Here is a 15,439-nt window from a genome sequence, read left to right as displayed (position 1 = left end):
GGGCGCAGCATGCTGCGCCCTTTCGCATACTTATTCAGGAGCAAGATTATGGCACTTTGGGGCGGACGCTTCAGTCAGGCAGCGGATCAGCGGTTCAAACAATTAAACGATTCTCTGCGTTTCGATTATCGCCTGGCGGAACAGGACATTGTTGGCTCCGTAGCCTGGTCAAAAGCGCTGGTGACCGTCAATGTACTGACGGCGGTGGAGCAACAACAACTTGAACAGGCGCTGAATGCGTTGCTGGTAGAAGTGCAGGCCGATCCGTTGGCGATCGTCAAAAGCGATGCGGAAGATATTCACAGTTGGGTAGAGCAGAAGCTGATCGATAAAGTCGGCGATCTGGGTAAGAAGCTGCATACCGGCCGCAGCCGTAACGATCAGGTGGCTACCGATCTGAAACTGTGGTGCAAACATCAGGTCAGCGAGCTGCATCAGGCGATCATCCAACTGCAACAAGCGCTGGTAGAAACCGCCGAGGCTAATCAAGATGCGGTGATGCCGGGGTATACCCATCTTCAACGTGCGCAGCCGGTTACTTTTGCACACTGGTGCCTGGCTTATGTAGAGATGCTGGCGCGGGATGAAAGCCGACTGCAAGATACGCTGAAGCGCCTGGATGTCAGCCCACTGGGCTGCGGTGCGCTGGCGGGGACGGCTTATCCGATCGACCGTGAGCAACTGGCTGGCTGGTTAGGCTTTGCCTCTGCGACCCGTAATAGCTTGGATAGCGTTTCCGATCGTGACCATGTGCTGGAACTGTTGTCCAACGCTGCCATCAGCATGGTGCATTTATCGCGCTTTGCCGAAGACCTGATCTTCTTCAACAGCGGCGAAGCGGCATTTGTTGAGCTTTCCGATCGCGTGACTTCGGGTTCATCCCTGATGCCGCAGAAGAAAAACCCGGATGCGCTGGAGCTGATCCGTGGCAAATGTGGGCGCGTACAGGGTGCGCTGACCGGCATGATGATGACTTTGAAAGGGCTGCCGCTGGCTTACAACAAAGACATGCAGGAAGACAAAGAAGGGCTGTTCGATGCACTCGACACCTGGATGGACTGCTTGCAGATGGCGGCGCTGGTGCTGGACGGTATTCAGGTGAAACGCCCACGTTGCCAGGAAGCGGCGCAACAGGGTTATGCCAACTCCACCGAACTGGCTGATTATCTGGTGGCCAAAGGCGTGCCGTTCCGTGAAGCGCACCACATTGTGGGTGAAGCGGTGGTTGAGGCGATTCGTCAGGGCAAGCCGCTGGAAGATCTGCCGTTGGCAGACCTGCAAAAATTCAACCCAGTGATTGGTGACGACGTATATCCGGTTTTGGCGCTGCAATCTTGCCTGGACAAGCGTGCAGCCAAGGGCGGTGTTTCGCCGCAGCAGGTCGCGAGCGCGATTTCTGAGGCGAAGAAACGTCTGTTCTAAACTGTGTCAGGGGCTGCTTATGGCTGCCCCTGGTTATTTACCCTGCTAACCGGGCACACAGGTAACGGTTCAGGCTGACACCTTCCTCCATAGCGCTGATCGCCAAGCGCCGATGCTGCTCTGGCGTCAGGCGCAGTACCAATTTCCCACTGAAATTTTTCTCCGCCAGCGCTTCGGGTGGCGTTTCGCCGTTGGCGATCATGTCTGCCACCACCTGGGCTACCAGTTGTTCAATGCCATCCAGCGCACCGGTGCGGGTTGGAGCCAGCCAGGACAGAGAAGGGAATTCTGTACATAGCCCAACGTATTCGCCGTCTTCTGCTGACCAAGTGATCCGGTAAGTGTAATGCTCATGCAGTGTCATTTTCTTCCTCCAATCTAACTAGGCTGTGTCCCTTAATTGACCGTGATGCCGTCGCAACCCCAAAAGCCCGTCAGCAAGGCGGAGGGTGAAGGGCATAGTGGGCCTATGCTCAAGCCCGACAACGCCGGTGACGGGCTTTTGGGGCGCGACCCTGTGGGCTGGGGCCATTTGAGCGCGCTGCTGCGTTGTTCACCGCTGATTTGGTCCACCAAACTTCGCGGTTCACGCCTTGCCCCGCGCTCAAATGACCGCCAGCGGCACGCACGTGCAATTAAGGGACACAGCCTAATGCCGCTATCACCTGCCTGACTTGATAAACCTTTGCCATACCGCTGTCTGCACGTTGGATGTTAACTCGCGGATCACCCGGCCATGGCATGCTGTAAACTTTGTGACTACTACTACTCATCCGTGGGGCACCAAACCAACGGTTGCAGATTTTTGCCAGTTCATGAAATTTGATATTGGTCTGCCGTTGGCGAAGACTGGCTATAACGTCGCTGAGTTCTTTCATCCGTGCACTCTCAATATAGTATCATTAATAGTATCATTCAAGATATCTACGGATAAAAATGACGGCAGAAGAGGGTTTCGGCAACCAAGGGATAATAAATCTGGAGTGTATTACGCAAAAAACCGGGCGCAGTGGCCCGGTCTGGTGTCTTGCAGAGATGAATATTTATTCACCAGGGCAACGTTGGCAGCGTTCCGCCTCGGTTTCACCCAATTTCAGCTTGGCTTGCAGATCGCGCAGTGCGGTGCGCAGGCCTTCTTCAATCACCGGATGGTAAAACGGCATATCCAGCATCTGGTCGATGGTCATCTGTTGCTGGTGCGCCCAGGCTAGCAGATGAGCTATGTGTTCTACATCCGGGCCGATCATCTCGGCACCTAAAAAGCGCCCAGTACCTTGTTCACCATAGACGTGCAGAATACCTTTATTACGCAGCATCACGCGGGAACGGCCCTGATTTTCGAACGATACTTCACCCACTTCAAAGCAGCCACAGGCGCTAAATTTCTGGCTCAGCTCGCGGAAAGTGGAGCCGACCATGGCGATTTGCGGATCGGAGAACACCACAGAAATCGCGCTACGGCGCAGGCCTGGGTTAACTTCCGGGTAACTGCCGGCATTTTGCCCGGCAATACGCGCCTGATCGCTGGCTTCGTGCAGCAGCGGCAGTTGGTTACTGGCATCACCAGCGATGAAGATATGCGGTACGCTGGTTTGCATAGTCAGGCGATCGGCCTGCGGCACGCCTTTGGCATCAAGCTCCAGGCGGGTATTTTCCAGACCGAGGTTGTCTACATTCGGGCGGCGGCCGGTGGCGGCCAATACGTAATCCACCAGTATTTCCTGCGCCTGGCCATGTTTATCCTGGTAGCGGATAAACACTTTTTCGCCTTCGCGCTGCATGATGTCTACCTTCACGTCTGGGTCGAGATAGAACTCTTCCCCCAGCGTTTTAGCGGCATATTCACGCACGATGCTGTCAGTTAGCGGACCAACACCCCCACCAACGCCAAACACTTTGGTGTTGACCCCGAGGCGGTGCAGCGCCTGGCCCAGTTCCAACCCGATGACACCCGGCCCGAACACGGCGACCGACTGCGGTAAATCATCCCAGTTGAATACGTCGTCATTGACGATCAGGCGATCGCCCAACTCGTTCCACGGCGCAGGCCAACTTGGGCGTGAACCGGTCGCGATCACGATACGCTGTGCCACAATACGCGTATGTTCATCTACCTGCAGGGTATTGTCGTCGATAAAGCGGGCATAACCCTGAATTTTGTCGGCTGCCGGGATGCTGTCGACGCCTTCCAGCACAAAACCGACAAAGCGGTCGCGCTCGCGTTTGACGCGATCCATCACTTCGCGGCCATTGATGGTGGTTTTGCCCGCAGGGTGTACGCCAAAACCCGGTGCGCGTTCAATCTGATGCACCGCTTCTGCCGCAGCAATCAAGAGTTTGGAGGGCATACAGCCAACGCGAGCGCAGGTGGTGCCATAAGGCCCGCCTTCAATCATCACCACATTAGGGGTAGAGAGTTTGGCTGCGCGATAAGCCCCCAATCCGGCTGTGCCACCGCCGATCACTGCTACATCAACATTCAACTGTTTCATATCCACTCCTGAATACCCTGAGTTTTCAGCCCATCTGGTATAAAAAAGGCGGGTCAGTGCCCGCCAAAAGTTCACGTGTTTTTCAAACGGTACATTGTTGAGTACCGAATGAAACCCGTCGGGTATTTTTTCTTATTAGGCTGACAGGAAAGCTTCCAGATCGTCGCTGCCACCGATATGGCGACCGCCGATAAATACCTGTGGCACGGTCGCGCGGCCACTGACAGCGCGCAGACTGACGGTAGTGGCATCTTGACCCAGCACGATCTCTTCGTACTGCATGCCGCGCTCTTGCAGCATTTGTTTGGCTTTGGCGCAGAATGGGCAGCCCGGTTTGGTGAACAGGGAGACGGATTCCTGCACCTTGTACTCTGGAGCCAGGTATTTCAGCATGGTGTCAGCATCAGAGACCTCAAACGGGTCGCCCGGCTTGTTGGGTTCGACGAACATTTTTTCCACTACGCCATTACGTACCAGCATGGAATAGCGCCATGAGCGTGGGCCAAAGCCCAGATCGGCCTTCTCCACCAGCATGTTCATCCCTTTGGTGAATTCGCCGTTGCCGTCTGGCACAAAGGTAATGTTTTCTGCGTGCTGGTCTGCCTTCCAAGCGTTCATCACGAAGGTATCGTTGACCGAAACGCACAGGATGCTGTCAACGCCGTGCTGCTTGAACACGCTGGACAGCTCGTTATAGCGCGGCAGATGGCTGGAAGAGCAGGTTGGAGTGAATGCGCCTGGCAGAGAAAACAGGATCACGGTTTTGTCTTTAAACAGGTCATCAGTGGTGACATCAATCCATTGGTCGCCCTGGCGGGTGTGGAAAGTAACCTGAGGGACTTTTTTGCCTTCTTGACTGGTAAACATGAATTAACCCCTTAATTAGGAAAATAATTTTTTGCTTCTTGCGCGGTATCGCTTCGTTGGGGGGCATTATTCATGCTTGGGCTTGATAGATCTAATCACTCATTGCTATCTTATCTATCGCCATGAGCTATCATGGCTAGGAGGTAAATAATGAATATTCGTGATTTAGAGTATCTGGTTGCTTTGGCTGAGCACCGCCATTTCCGGCGTGCTGCCGACTCATGCCACGTCAGCCAGCCCACGCTGAGTGGGCAGATCCGCAAGCTGGAAGATGAACTCGGTGTGATGCTGCTCGAACGCACCAGCCGTAAAGTGTTATTCACTCAGGCGGGCTTATTGCTGGTGGAGCAGGCGCGTACCGTGCTGCGCGAAGTCAAGGTTCTGAGAGAAATGGCCAGCCAGCAGGGTGAAGCCATGTCCGGGCCGCTGCATATCGGCCTGATCCCCACCGTGGGGCCTTATCTGCTGCCGCAGATTATCCCAACGCTGCATAAAACCTTTCCCAAGCTGGAAATGTACCTGCATGAAGCGCAAACCCATCAACTGCTGGCGCAGCTCGACAGCGGCAAGCTGGACTGTGCGATTCTGGCGTTGGTGAAAGAAACCGAAGCCTTCATTGAAGTGCCGCTATTTGACGAGTCGATGAAACTGGCCGTGTATTCCGATCACCCTTGGGCGCAGCGCGATCGCGTGGCGATGCCGGATTTGGCAGGGGAAAAACTGCTGATGCTGGAAGATGGCCATTGCCTGCGCGATCAGGCGTTGGGCTTCTGCTTCCAGGCCGGTGCGGATGAAGATACCCACTTCCGCGCCACCAGTTTGGAAACGCTGCGCAATATGGTAGCGGCGGGCAGCGGAATTACGCTGTTGCCAGCGCTGGCGGTGCCCAATGAGCGCGAGCGTGATGGTGTTTGCTATCTCGATTGCTACAAGCCGGAACCGAAGCGCACCATTGCGTTGGTGTATCGCCCCGGTTCCCCGCTGCGTGGCCGTTATGAGCAGTTAGCCGAAGCGATCCGCGAGCACATGCAGAATTACCTCGGCACTGCCTTAAAACAGGCGGTTTAAACCGTTCAGCGCGGCAACGCGATAGGCTTCGGCCATGGTCGGATAGTTGAAGGTGGTATTAACAAAATACTCGATAGTATTGCCTTCACCTTTCTGTTCCATGATCGCCTGGCCGATGTGAATGATCTCTGCCGCACGTTCACCGAAGCAGTGGATCCCCAGGATCTGCAAGGTTTCGCGGTGGAACAGGATCTTCAGACTGCCGACGCTCATCCCGGCGATCTGTGCCCGGGCCAAATGTTTGAACTGGGCGCGGCCTACCTCATACGGCACCTTCATGGCGGTCAACTCCTGCTCGGTTTTACCGACGGAGCTGATTTCCGGAATGGTGTAAATGCCGGTTGGGATATCTTCGATCAGGTGCCCGCTGGCGGCACCGGAGGAAATCGCCTGCGCGGCGATGCGGCCTTGATCGTAGGCGGCTGAGGCCAGGCTTGGGTAGCCGATCACATCACCCACGGCGTAAATATGGGCTACCGCCGTCTGATACATGCTGTTGACCTTCAGCAGGCCACGGCTGTCAGACTCCAGGCCAACATTCTCCAGCCCCAGCGAATCGGTATTGCCGGTGCGGCCGTTGGCGTACAGCAGGCAGTCGGCCTTCACTTTTTTGCCCGACTTCAAGTGCACAATCACGCCATCTTCCGTGCCTTCGATCTTCTCGAACTCTTCGTTGTGGCGAATCACCACGCCGTTATTCCAGAAGTGATAAGACAGCGAATCCGACATTTCCTGATCGAGAAACGCCAGCAGACGATCGCGCGTGTTGATTAAATCCACTTTTACGTTTAAACCGCGGAAGATCGACGCATATTCGCAGCCAATCACCCCAGCACCGTAGATAATCACGTGGCGTGGTTCGTGGTTCAGCTCGAGAATGGAATCGCTGTCGTAAATGCGTGGATGTTTAAAATCAACGCTGGTCGGACGGTAAGGGCGTGAACCGCAGGCGATCACGATATTGTCGGCGCGAATGGTGTCCTGAGTGCCGTCTTTATAGCGAACGCTGACGGTATTGGCGTCGATAAAGCGAGCATCGCCGGCAAACAGTTTGCATTGGTTGCGCTCATAAAAGCCTTGGCGCATGCGGGTTTGCTGGTTAATGACGCTGTCGGCGTGGCGTAAAATGTCAGGGAAAGTGGCACTGAGGGTGCGGGAGTTATTGTAAAGCGGGTTCTGGTTGAATTCGATGATGCGGCTGACCGCGTGGCGGAGGGCTTTTGAGGGGATGGTACCCCAATGAGTACAGCCGCCGCCCACGTTGTTGTACCGTTCAATCACGGCCACGCGGGCACCTTGTTTCACCAGCCCCATAGCGGCGCCTTCACCACCAGGGCCCGAGCCAATAACAATGGCGTCAAATTGATAGTGCTGTTGCATGTAGGATAGACCTGTTCTTATACAAGATTACAACGGTATCTTAACATCATAGCGCTGTGTGCCCAATGACCAGTAGCCTTTTCAAGACAGTTTCTTGTACAGGCGGCTATCAACTGCGCGTTATGACCGGTATTTTCCAGGCCCCAGTTTAAGATTATTGTGGCAGCAGGCTTAAAAACCCGTTGCCTGCGAAATCACGTTATCCCACCCTAAACTGTGCGCTGAGCCAGCCGGAAAACGCCATCATGGCGGCGCTTTCGGCTCGCGATTGCAACCGCGTTAGCCAGTAGCCTCCAAGGTTGATTGCAGCGGGAAAAGGGCGCACAAGTCTCTCCGTTTGCAGCAGGTGATTGAAAATCTTACAGGGAGCGAGCGCAATACCCGTCCCCAAAAGCGCGGCTTCGATCATGGTCAAGGAAGAGTCGAATATCATCACCGGGTGCGCGGGCGAAGGCGGATGTTCGTTAATGCTCTGCAACCAGTGGCTCCACTCATCACGGCGAAAAGAACGCAGCAGCGTAAATTTATGCACGTCAGCAGGTTGCTGTAACTGCTGGGCAATCGCTGTAGTGCACAGCGGAGACAGTGGGGCATCGCAAATAAACCGTGCCTCTGTGCCGTGCCAGGCTCCGCTACCGAAGCGAATGGTGTAATCGTGGCCTTCGGCGGCCGGATCAACGCGATTATTGTGGGTGGAGAGTTGCAGTTCAATATGCGGATGATGGCGGTTGAAATCATCCAAACGCGGCAACAGCAAACCTACAGCAAAGCTCCCCACCACACCCACTTTGAGTTTTTCGCGCACTTGCCCGGCAGAGAAGCGATCCAGAGTATTGGCAATACGATCGAAAGAGTCATTTAACACCGGCAACAGACTTTCGCCTTCGGTGGTTAACATCAGTCCGCGCGAAACACGCACAAACAATTGGCAACCCAGTAGCTGTTCTAGTGATTTCACCTGCTGGCTGACCGCCGCATGGGTGACATGCAGTTCAATCGCAGCATTAGTAAAGCTTAGATGACGCGCAGCTGCTTCGAAAGATCTGAGCGCATTGAGCGGAATGTAAGGGCGAACCACGATTTTACCTGTAAGATTTTCTTTTATCAGACGCTAAAATTAACAGTTTGTTGCGGCCTGTCAAACTGGGCAAACTGCACGCGAAACAACAACCCGGAAGGTTAAACACAGTGAAATTAATTTCTCGAACGTTGATAGCGACGGCATTGGCATCGGTATGCTCTATGAGTATTGCAGCCGCCCCTGATGTGGAAACTACCGTGAGTAAGGCAATAAAACCGCTGATGCAGCAGCAAGGTATCCCCGGCATGGCGGTGGCGGTGATCGTTAAAGGCCAGCCTTACTACTTTACCTGGGGTATGGCTGATGAAGCACAGCATCGTCCGGTGACAGAAGACACCCTCTTTGAACTGGGCTCTGTGAGCAAAACCTTCACCGGGGTACTGGGTGGCGTCGCCGTGATAAAAGGCGAGATTGCGCTTAGCGATCCGGCCAGCAAATACTGGCCGGCACTTAACACACCGCAGTGGCGTGACATCACTCTGCTGCAATTGGCGACTTACAGCGCAGGTGGCTTGCCGTTGCAGGTTCCGGACGCAGTCACTGACGAGAATGGGCTGGTAAACTTCTATCAACAGTGGCAACCACAGTGGTCACCGGGAAAAACGCGTCAGTATGCAAACAGCAGTATCGGTCTTTTTGGGGTTTTAGCGGCAAAACCCAGCGGGCTCTCCTTTGAGCAAGCCATGCAACAACGCGTGTTCACGCCGCTTAAGCTCAATCACACCTTTATTACTGTACCGGATGCGGTCAAAAATTCTTACGCCTGGGGTTATCGCGATGGCAAACCCGTACGTGTATCACCGGGCATGCTAGATGCAGAATCCTATGGCGTGAAGTCCCCCATAAAAGATATGTCGCGCTGGATGCAGGCGAATATGGACCCGCAACAGGTCGCAGATAACACGTTACAGCAAGCTTTGGATCTGGCGCAAACGCGTTTTTATCGCACCGAGGCCTTATATCAGGGGCTGGGTTGGGAGATGCTTAACTGGCCAGCTCAGGCCGCAATGGCAGTGAGGGGGGCCGATAACCCGATCGCGATCGGGCCGCAGCAGGTGTTGGATGTGCAATCACATCCTCGTGTGGATGCATCATGGGTTCACAAGACGGGAGCAACCGGCGGGTTTGGTGCCTATGTCGCTTTTATCCCTGAAAAGCAGGTAGGGATCGTTATGCTGGCGAATAAAAACTATCCGAATACCGAGCGGGTAAAAGCCGCGATGCAAATTTTAAAGGCATTACAGTAATCGGGAGGGGCGGATTTTTTCGCCCCTAACGTCGTTCCTGTGAGCAGGATGGGTGACAGTGAACGTAGGTAGGAGCACCAGGAACTGTCTGCATGCGTAACGGGGTATTTTGACGAATCAGAAGGGTAAATCAGGTATAACATCACTCTTGCTACAAAAAACGCGTTGGCGTGGGATAGTTACCGTTTCCTAAGCAGTTCCCTATAAAGCGCCGTTGGCACCGTACAGAGCGCGTTTGTATAAATGCCGTTGCAATAAATTTGCTATATTGCCAATTCTGCGGCGTTAGACTGAGTGGATGGAATTTATCTGAATATGCACATTGGCGTCAGAGCACAACAAAAAGAACGGACGCGCCGTTCCCTCATTGAAGCGGCTTTCAGCCAGCTCAGTGCCGAACGCAGTTTTGCCAGCCTGAGCCTGCGTGAAGTCTCGCGGGAGGCCGGGATTGCGCCGACCTCGTTCTATCGCCACTTCCGCGACGTAGATGAACTGGGGCTCACCATGGTCGACGAAAGCGGCCTGATGCTGCGCCAACTGATGCGCCAGGCACGCCAACGCATTGCCAAAGGCGGTAGCGTGATCCGCACGTCGGTATCCACGTTTATGGAATTTATCGGTAACAATCCCAATGCATTCCGGCTGTTGCTGCGTGAGCGTTCCGGGACTTCTGCGGCATTTCGCGCGGCGGTAGCGCGTGAAATCCAACATTTTATTGCCGAACTGGCAGATTATCTCGAGCTGGAAAACCATATGCCGCGCAGCTTTACCGAAGCGCAGGCGGAAGCGATGGTGACCATTGTGTTCAGTGCCGGTGCGGAAGCGCTGGATGTGGATATCGAACAGCGGCGGAAGCTCGAGGAACGGTTAGTGTTGCAATTGCGGATGATTTCCAAAGGGGCTTATTACTGGTATCGTCGCGAGCAAGAAAAAGCATCTGTATCCCGCGTATAACAAGGTGAAAATAATGGAAAAATCCTGTCGTGAGAATGGTACTTTACTGCTGGCGTTAATTGCCGGTCTGTCGATTAACGGCTCTTTTGCCGCGCTGTTCAGCTCGGTGGTGCCGTTCTCGATCTTCCCGTTGATTGCTTTGGTGCTGGCGGTGTATTGCCTGCATCAACGTTACCTGAGCCGACCCATGCCGGAGGGGATGCCGAAGCTGGCCGCCGCCTGTTTCCTGCTGGGTATCCTGGGGTACAGTGCGATCGTCCGAGTGGAATACCCGCAGATTGGCTCTAACTTCCTGCCATCCATTGTCTGTGTTGCACTGGTATTCTGGATTGGATTCCAATTGAAGAGACGTGATTCTGCCGCGCAATAAGCTTTATTTCCAATGAAATGGCGGGCATCGAGCCCGCCTGATAATCTATCAGCGGCGTTCCAGCAACACACCGCATTCCATGTGGTGGGTGTAAGGGAACTGATCGAACAGCGCCAGGCGGCTGACCTTGTGGGTTGTCTGCAGTGTTTCCAGGTTGGCGCACAGCGTTTCCGGGTTGCAGGAAATGTACAGAATGCGTGGGTAAGCCTGCACCATCTTCAGAGTATCGTCATCCAGCCCGCTGCGTGGTGGATCGACAAAAATCGTCTCGCAATTATAACTCGCTAAATCAATCCCTTTCAGCCGGTTGAATTCACGCACGCCGTTCATTGCCTGAGTGAAATCCTCCGCCGCCATGCGGATGATCTGCACGTTGTCGATCTGATTGGCCGCAATGTTGTACTGAGCTGCGGCAACGGAAGGCTTGGCGATTTCAGTGGCCAGTACGCGTTCGAAGTTGCGCGCCAGCGCCAGTGAGAAATTGCCGTTACCGCAATACAGTTCCAGCAGATCGCCTTGCGAATCCTGCGTGACATCCAGCGCCCATTCCAGCATCTGCACGTTCATTGCGGCGTTGGGTTGGGTAAAACTGTTTTCTACCTGGCGATAAATCATGTCGCGACCGGCGACCGGCAATACTTCATCGACATAATCCTGATCCAGCATGATTTTCATCTTCGACGCGCGGCCAATCAATTGCACATCAAAGCCCTGTGCGCGTAGCGCATCGCGCAGTGCCGCCGCATCCTGCTGCCATTGTTCATCCAGCTTGCGGTGATACAGCAGCGAGGCAATGATTTTACCGCTTTGCGTGGACAGGTAATCAATCTGGAACAGTTTATGGCGCAGCACCGGGTTGGGTTTGATGGCGACGATCAACGCGTGCATCAGCTGGTTAATCAGTTCGCTGGCGGCTGGGAAGCTGTCGACGCGGATGCGCTGTTTGGTCTGCTGATCGAACATGATGTGATACATCTCGTCTTCATCATGCCAGATACGGAATTCCGCACGCATACGGTAGTGGCTGACGGGCGAGCGGAACACTTCCGGCTCAGGTGCCGTGAACGGTGACATCATCGTTCTCAGACGGGCAGTTTTCTCCGCCAGTTGGTCGTCATAGCGTTCAATGGGCAAAATCTCGGGCGTCATGGCTCTTCTCGTCAGGCAAATTGGATCAGCGTGGATTGTAGGGAATCAAGCCGTGAAGTCCAGTTTTGTTAGGTTCGCGACCTTATTAGCTGTCTAGACATCTATTTTTATTGATCGTAGCATGGCCGTCCGGCCTCAAGCAGCGAGTGAAAAGGGAATCCAGTGTGAATCTGGAGCTGACGCGCAGCGGTATGGGGAAGTCACGGCGATAGCGTTTTTACGCAGACACTGTCCACTGCTGGATGGGAAGTCATCGCCCGGTGCTGGGTTGCCCACGGCAATCTGCAAATCCCAAGCCCGAAAACCTGCCGGTGTACGTCGCAAAATCCATGGCCGTCGCGAATTATCGGCTGTGATCCTGCGGCATCCGCCAATTAAGTTTGGATGCTTTTCTTTATGACAATGATAAAAAATACACTGCTGGCGGTGGTCTCTTCCGTGACGGCAGTTTCTGGATGGGCGCAAGACAACACCACAACCAACAACAGCGATACCCTGGTGGTGAGCGCCAATCGCTTCCCGCAGCCGGTTTCTTCCGTGCTGGCCCCGACCTCTGTTGTCACCCGCAATGATATCGATCGCTGGCAGGCCAAGAGCGTAGTCGACGTAATGCGCCGATTGCCGGGGGTGGATATCGCACAAAGTGGCGGCCTGGGGCAGAGTTCCGCTGTCTTTATACGCGGTACCGATTCCCGACATGTGCTGCTGTTGATTGACGGTATCCGCCTTAATCAGGCCGGTATCAGTGGCTCTTCTGATCTGAGCCAAATCCCGATTTCGCTGGTGCAAAAAGTCGAGTTTATCCGCGGGCCTCGCTCTGCCGTCTACGGTTCTGACGCCATTGGTGGGGTGATCAACATCATTACTACCCGTGAGAAGGCGGGTTCCTCACTTTCTGCCGGTGTCGGTTCCAATGGCTATCAGGGCTACGACGGTGCTACGCAACAGCAACTGGGGCAAAATACCGTCGCTACCTTGGCGGGCAATTATACCTATACCAGAGGGTTTGACGTGGTGGCCAACTTGCCGGACAGCTTTGGCAATCCGGCGCAGCCCGATCGTGATGGTTTCATGAGCAAATCGCTGTATGGCGAACTGCAACACCAGTTTACCGAGCAGTTGGGTGGGTTTGTGCGTGGCTATGGCTATGACAACCGCACGGCCTATGATGGTAGCTATAACTATCAAGATCCCCTGCATCCTGATGCTTTGCCCGATACCCGCCAGCTCTATAGCCAGTCGTGGGACAGCGGCCTGCGTTATCGCGAGGGGATTTATGCCACGCAGTTAACGGCCAGCTACAGCCACAGCAAAGACTATAATTATGACCCGAAATATGGTCGCTATTCCCCCTCCGCAACCCTGGATGACGCCACACAATATAATGTGCAGTGGGGAAATCACTTCCAGGTGGCTCAAGGCAGTGTCAGCACCGGCGTTGACTGGCAGGAGCAGAAGCTCGAACCGGGCACCGCTTATATCACCGACAGCAAAAGCCAGCGCAATACCGGCCTGTATCTGACTGCACAACAACAGTTTGACGCTATTACTCTGGAAGGGGCGGTGCGTGGTGACGATAACTCACAATTTGGTTGGCACAATACCTGGCAAACCAGCGCCGCTTGGGAGTTTGTTGAAGGCTATCGTGCGATTGCTTCTTACGGTACTGCGTTTAAAGCGCCGACTCTTGGGCAGCAATATGGCGACTTTGCTGGTAATCCGAATTTGAAACCGGAAGAGAGCCAGCAGTGGGAAGGGGGCTTTGAAGGGCTGACTGGCCCGGTAAACTGGCGTGTGACGGGGTATCGTAACGATATCGATAACCTGATTGGTTATACTTCCAGCAGTTCCATTCCTGCTTATTACAATGTGGATCAGGCTACGATTAAAGGTATCGAAGCCACTGCCTCCTTTGATACCGGGCTATTTACCCATCAGATCAGCTATGACTATGTTGATCCGCGCAATGCCAAAACCAATGAGGTGTTGGTTCGTCGTTCTAAGCAGCAGGTCAAGTACGAACTGGATTGGCAGATCAAGGATTTCGACTGGGCAGTCACTTATCAATATCTGGGGGAACGCTATGACACTGATTACAGCACCTACCCAGAGCAGCGTGTCAGACTGGGCGGTGTCAGCCTGTGGGATCTCGCAGTTTCGTATCCGGTCACATCTCATCTGACAGTTCGTGGTAGAATTGCCAACCTGTTTGATAAAGATTACGAGACGGCTTATGGCTACGTTACTCCAGGAAGAGAATATTACCTCACTGGAAGCTATATCTTCTAAAAGCGCCGTGACACCGCGCCCGACGGTGCTGATATTTGATTCCGGCGTTGGTGGGTTATCGGTGTATCAGGAGGTTCGGCAACTGCTGCCGGATCTCCACTATATTTATGCCTTCGATAACGTGGCATTTCCCTATGGTGAGAAATCCGAAGAGTTCATCGTGGAACGTGTGCTGGAGATCGTCAGTGCCGTTCAGCAGCGCCATCCTCTGGCGATTGTCATCATCGCCTGCAATACCGCCAGTATTGCCTGCCTGCCTGCGCTACGTGAACGCTTTACTTTCCCGGTGGTTGGTGTGGTGCCTGCGATCAAGCCTGCGGCTAAACTGACGGCAAATGGCATCGTTGGTTTGCTGGCGACACGTGGCACTGTTCAGCGCTCTTATACTCATGAGCTGATTTCCCGTTTCGCGACCGATTGCAAAATCGAATTGCTGGGTTCTTCGGAACTGGTGGAACTGGCAGAAGCCAAGCTGCATGGCGAAGAAGTGCCACTGGCTGCGCTGAAGAAAATCCTGCAGCCGTGGCTGAATATGCGTGAGCCACCGGATACGGTGGTGTTGGGATGTACCCATTTTCCTCTTTTATCTGAAGAACTGATGCAGGTCCTGCCAGAGGGAACGCGGCTGGTGGATTCCGGTGCGGCCATTGCCCGTCGTGCTGCCTGGCTTATCTCGGCGCAAGAAGGTTTGGTCTCAACCCAGGAAGAGAATCTGGCCTATTGCATGGCACTGAATGAAGATACTGACGCATTGTTGCCCGTTTTACAGGGCTACGGCTTTAAATCGTTGAAAAAATTGCCACTTTAAATACATTTTGATTAAACATTCAACGGTCGGCAGAAAAAGTGAATTTAGGGGTTGCGGCGCTCTGAGAACTCCCTATAATGCGCCTCCACTGACCGGGAACAACGAACTCTTTATAGCAAAGAATGTCGCCCAGTCAGGAAGAAGCAACCCGGTGAAAACACCGCATCTCAGCAGAGAAAAAAGGTTGACTCTTCAGCGGGAAAGCGTAATATGCACCTCCCGCGTTACCGAGAAACATGCCGGTAACCAACGCTCTTTAACAATTTATCAGACAATCTGTGTGGGCACTCACAAGACGATATCCAGCCACTT

The 15,439-nt window shown here is 54.0% G+C and carries 13 protein-coding genes and 1 riboswitch; of the genes, 7 read left to right on the top strand and 6 right to left on the bottom strand.

All coding sequences use genetic code 11. From position 1 onward, the window contains the following. The first annotated feature begins 48 nt into the window (after positions 1-48). Positions 49-1,422 (top strand): argininosuccinate lyase, encoded by a 1,374-nt coding sequence (gene argH / locus AC2A1E_RS18960; protein ID WP_484385039.1) that lies wholly within the window; start codon positions 49-51, stop codon positions 1,420-1,422. Between the two features lie 37 nt (positions 1,423-1,459). Here argH and AC2A1E_RS18955 read toward each other — a convergent pair whose 3' ends face one another. The 3 genes from AC2A1E_RS18955 to AC2A1E_RS18945 form a co-directional block, all read right to left on the bottom strand. Next, positions 1,460-1,786 (bottom strand): type II toxin-antitoxin system HicB family antitoxin, encoded by a 327-nt coding sequence (locus AC2A1E_RS18955; protein WP_484385038.1) that lies wholly within the window; start codon positions 1,784-1,786, stop codon positions 1,460-1,462. Positions 1,787-2,465: 679 nt separating this feature from the next. Then, positions 2,466-3,914 (bottom strand): dihydrolipoyl dehydrogenase, encoded by a 1,449-nt coding sequence (locus AC2A1E_RS18950; RefSeq protein WP_484385037.1) that lies wholly within the window; start codon positions 3,912-3,914, stop codon positions 2,466-2,468. Positions 3,915-4,049: 135 nt separating this feature from the next. Then, a complete protein-coding gene (locus tag AC2A1E_RS18945; RefSeq protein ID WP_484385036.1) occupies positions 4,050-4,781 on the bottom strand; it encodes a glutathione peroxidase in 732 nt (243 codons plus the stop codon). Positions 4,782-4,931: 150 nt separating this feature from the next. On the opposite strand from AC2A1E_RS18945, the gene oxyR reads away from it, so the two are divergent. After that, positions 4,932-5,849: a DNA-binding transcriptional regulator OxyR gene (oxyR, locus tag AC2A1E_RS18940; protein WP_459400521.1), complete on the top strand. Its 918-nt coding sequence runs from the start codon at positions 4,932-4,934 to the stop codon at positions 5,847-5,849. On the opposite strand, the gene sthA is transcribed toward oxyR, so the two are convergent. Beyond that, on the bottom strand, positions 5,832-7,229 hold the full coding sequence (gene sthA, locus AC2A1E_RS18935; protein ID WP_484385035.1) for a Si-specific NAD(P)(+) transhydrogenase: 1,398 nt from the start codon (positions 7,227-7,229) through the stop codon (positions 5,832-5,834). The genes oxyR and sthA overlap by 18 nt on opposite strands. Before the next feature lie 199 nt (positions 7,230-7,428). Further along, a complete protein-coding gene (ampR, locus tag AC2A1E_RS18930) occupies positions 7,429-8,307 on the bottom strand; it encodes a LysR family transcriptional regulator AmpR (RefSeq protein ID WP_484385034.1) in 879 nt (292 codons plus the stop codon). Positions 8,308-8,471: 164 nt separating this feature from the next. Between ampR and ampC the strand changes: the two genes are divergently transcribed. From ampC to AC2A1E_RS18915, 3 genes are all read left to right on the top strand, one after another. Beyond that, positions 8,472-9,557, top strand: coding sequence for a class C beta-lactamase (ampC, locus tag AC2A1E_RS18925; RefSeq protein ID WP_484385033.1), 1,086 nt, complete (start codon positions 8,472-8,474; stop codon positions 9,555-9,557). Between the two features lie 321 nt (positions 9,558-9,878). Then, positions 9,879-10,511 (top strand): HTH-type transcriptional repressor FabR, encoded by a 633-nt coding sequence (fabR, locus tag AC2A1E_RS18920; RefSeq protein ID WP_459402896.1) that lies wholly within the window; start codon positions 9,879-9,881, stop codon positions 10,509-10,511. 13 nt (positions 10,512-10,524) lie between these two features. Further along, entirely contained in the window at positions 10,525-10,881 is a 357-nt protein-coding gene (locus AC2A1E_RS18915; protein ID WP_473189391.1) for a YijD family membrane protein, read from the top strand. 48 nt (positions 10,882-10,929) lie between these two features. Here AC2A1E_RS18915 and trmA read toward each other — a convergent pair whose 3' ends face one another. Next, positions 10,930-12,030, bottom strand: coding sequence for a tRNA (uridine(54)-C5)-methyltransferase TrmA (gene trmA, locus AC2A1E_RS18910; RefSeq protein ID WP_484385032.1), 1,101 nt, complete (start codon positions 12,028-12,030; stop codon positions 10,930-10,932). 116 nt (positions 12,031-12,146) lie between these two features. Further along, a riboswitch (cobalamin riboswitch) is annotated at positions 12,147-12,357 on the top strand. A gap of 69 nt (positions 12,358-12,426) precedes the next feature. Here trmA and btuB point away from each other — a divergent pair. Continuing rightward, positions 12,427-14,319, top strand: coding sequence for a TonB-dependent vitamin B12 receptor BtuB (btuB, locus tag AC2A1E_RS18905; RefSeq protein ID WP_484385031.1), 1,893 nt, complete (start codon positions 12,427-12,429; stop codon positions 14,317-14,319). Beyond that, complete coding sequence (gene murI, locus AC2A1E_RS18900) at positions 14,264-15,127, top strand: glutamate racemase (RefSeq protein ID WP_459400516.1); 864 nt, start codon at positions 14,264-14,266, stop codon at positions 15,125-15,127. The genes btuB and murI overlap by 56 nt, the downstream gene beginning before the upstream one ends. Positions 15,128-15,439 lie beyond the last annotated feature (312 nt).

The organism is Serratia sp. HNCC26DJ206 (assembly GCF_057180605.1).
The sequence above is the reverse complement of the archived record's forward strand: the minus strand, read 5'-3'. Positions and strand labels throughout refer to the sequence as shown.

What these genes read in the sequence shown, in the direction of transcription:
- AC2A1E_RS18955 (WP_484385038.1), bottom strand. Translation starts at nt 1,786, where the DNA reads ATGACACTGCATGAGCATTACACTTACCGGATCACTTGGTCAGCAGAA.
- btuB (WP_484385031.1), top strand. Translation starts at nt 12,427, where the DNA reads ATGACAATGATAAAAAATACACTGCTGGCGGTGGTCTCTTCCGTGACG.
- AC2A1E_RS18950 (WP_484385037.1), bottom strand. Translation starts at nt 3,914, where the DNA reads ATGAAACAGTTGAATGTTGATGTAGCAGTGATCGGCGGTGGCACAGCC.
- oxyR (WP_459400521.1), top strand. Translation starts at nt 4,932, where the DNA reads ATGAATATTCGTGATTTAGAGTATCTGGTTGCTTTGGCTGAGCACCGC.
- ampC (WP_484385033.1), top strand. Translation starts at nt 8,472, where the DNA reads ATGAGTATTGCAGCCGCCCCTGATGTGGAAACTACCGTGAGTAAGGCA.
- trmA (WP_484385032.1), bottom strand. Translation starts at nt 12,030, where the DNA reads ATGACGCCCGAGATTTTGCCCATTGAACGCTATGACGACCAACTGGCG.
- AC2A1E_RS18945 (WP_484385036.1), bottom strand. Translation starts at nt 4,781, where the DNA reads ATGTTTACCAGTCAAGAAGGCAAAAAAGTCCCTCAGGTTACTTTCCAC.
- argH (WP_484385039.1), top strand. Translation starts at nt 49, where the DNA reads ATGGCACTTTGGGGCGGACGCTTCAGTCAGGCAGCGGATCAGCGGTTC.
- sthA (WP_484385035.1), bottom strand. Translation starts at nt 7,229, where the DNA reads ATGCAACAGCACTATCAATTTGACGCCATTGTTATTGGCTCGGGCCCT.
- AC2A1E_RS18915 (WP_473189391.1), top strand. Translation starts at nt 10,525, where the DNA reads ATGGAAAAATCCTGTCGTGAGAATGGTACTTTACTGCTGGCGTTAATT.
- murI (WP_459400516.1), top strand. Translation starts at nt 14,264, where the DNA reads ATGGCTACGTTACTCCAGGAAGAGAATATTACCTCACTGGAAGCTATA.